The following is a 1,660-nucleotide window of genomic DNA, read 5'->3' as shown; positions in this document are numbered from 1 at the left end:
GAGTCAAACTGGTGTCTTTGTACCCGGATTTAAGCAAATGACCGTTTGTTGTATATATGGAAGAGACTATACACTAGTTTCCCCCATTATTCGTCAGCTTCTACGCGGATGTCGATCTGTAACGGCCCGGCCGTGTAGGTATCGGCTTCGGTGACGGCCTTGAGGACGATATCGGCACCGTTGTGGTTCTTTATCTTATTGATGGTCTCAAACATTTCCACAGCCGTCAGGGCCCCGACATTGCCTGTCAGCGGATCTGGCAAGAGGCCTTTGGCCTGGGCCTGCTGATTGACGTTATGGAGGAAACGCATGACCTGCAGTTCGGCATTGCCCGATAATTCCTGGGCCGTCAGCCGTTCTTCGTAGACGACGTCGCCACGGTGATAGATGAGATTGTTGTCATACATTTCGACGTGGACCAGGGCCGGTTCGCCAAGCATGATGTTACCGGCAGCGATGATGCGGAGCAGTTTCTGCGATTTTCCCGCTTTTTGCAAGGCGTCGACGGTGGCGTTGAATTCATCCGGCGAAATGTAGAGCAAAACCGTATTTTCGTCGCGGACACCAAGATGACGGCAAATCATGGTATTGGTCTGGCTCATGGCCCGGCTCAGTTCTTCCCTTGTCTGGGCCTGGCTCAGGCCGCCGTTGAGGACGTTGCTGGACAGGACTTCGCCGACACGGAAGACAACCGTCCCTTCGCGGATATTGGTCATCGTTTCATTGAGCAGCTTGATTCGCTTGTCGAGAACGTCGATGGTGCCCATCATTTTCTGTTTCGTTTCTTCCAGCATGGCTACGTCCTGACGGGCCTTTTCGCTGTCAGCCAGGGCTGAGTCACGCTGCTTCTTGGCTTCGTCCATGGCGACCTGGATGACCGTCAGCTGGCGGGCCTTGTCATCACGGGCAGCCTGGGCCTGCTGCAGGTCCAGCTGGGTCGTCCGGATTTCTTCATTCTTCCCGTCCAGTTGTTCCTGCTGCTTCTTCAGGAGTTCTTCATTCGATGCAATGAGCTCATTCTTGTCGTCCAGCTCCTTGCCCAGGTCCTTGGCCTGCTGCAGCAGTTCGTCCCGCTGTGCTTCGAGCTGGGCCTTCTGCATCTGCAGCTGGTGCATGCCGAACAAGGCAATGCGGACATTTTCCGACAAGATGGACATGACACCTAAGGTGATGACGGCAATGCTGATCCCCGTCAGGATCGTGACCAGGATGGACGTATACTTCGGCCGCAAGCCGAACAATTTAATTTTCCGTTTCCCTACGCGGGAGCCGATCTTATCGCCGAGATAGGCAATGATCCCGCCCATGACAGACAGGACGATCAGCATGACCCATCCATATTCCATAAGACACCACCTTTGCTCATTCCTTTATATCATTATATTATAGCCCATAACTACCGTGTACTGCAAGGGCCGCCCCAGCAGTTAGGGGTTAGGGGTTAGGGGTTAGGGGTTAGGGGTTAGGGGTTACAGGGTATTCTCTCAACAAACAGATTAGGAAACCATACATTTCCTGAGCGGGCCGCCCTGCGGGACGGCCCCTACGAGCCACGAACTGCTAACTGCTAACTGCTAATCCCTAAAAGGGGCTGTCGCATTAAGCCATTTTGGCTTCGTGCGACAGCTCTCTTTTTTTGCTCTATTTCATCTTTCTATTC

At 53.4% G+C, this 1,660-nt stretch carries 1 protein-coding gene; it reads right to left on the bottom strand.

Annotated elements, in window-relative coordinates; translation table 11 throughout:
- Positions 1-86: 86 nt before the first annotated feature.
- Positions 87-1,346, bottom strand: coding sequence for a DUF3084 domain-containing protein (locus tag ACE418_RS13380; protein ID WP_298588512.1), 1,260 nt, complete (start codon positions 1,344-1,346; stop codon positions 87-89).
- Positions 1,347-1,660 lie beyond the last annotated feature (314 nt).

Source organism: Megasphaera jansseni (assembly GCF_047974155.1).
In the GTDB taxonomy this organism is placed as follows: Bacteria; Bacillota; Negativicutes; order Veillonellales; family Megasphaeraceae; genus Megasphaera.
Note: the sequence above shows the minus strand (reverse complement) of the source record. Positions and strands in the feature narration are given on the sequence as shown.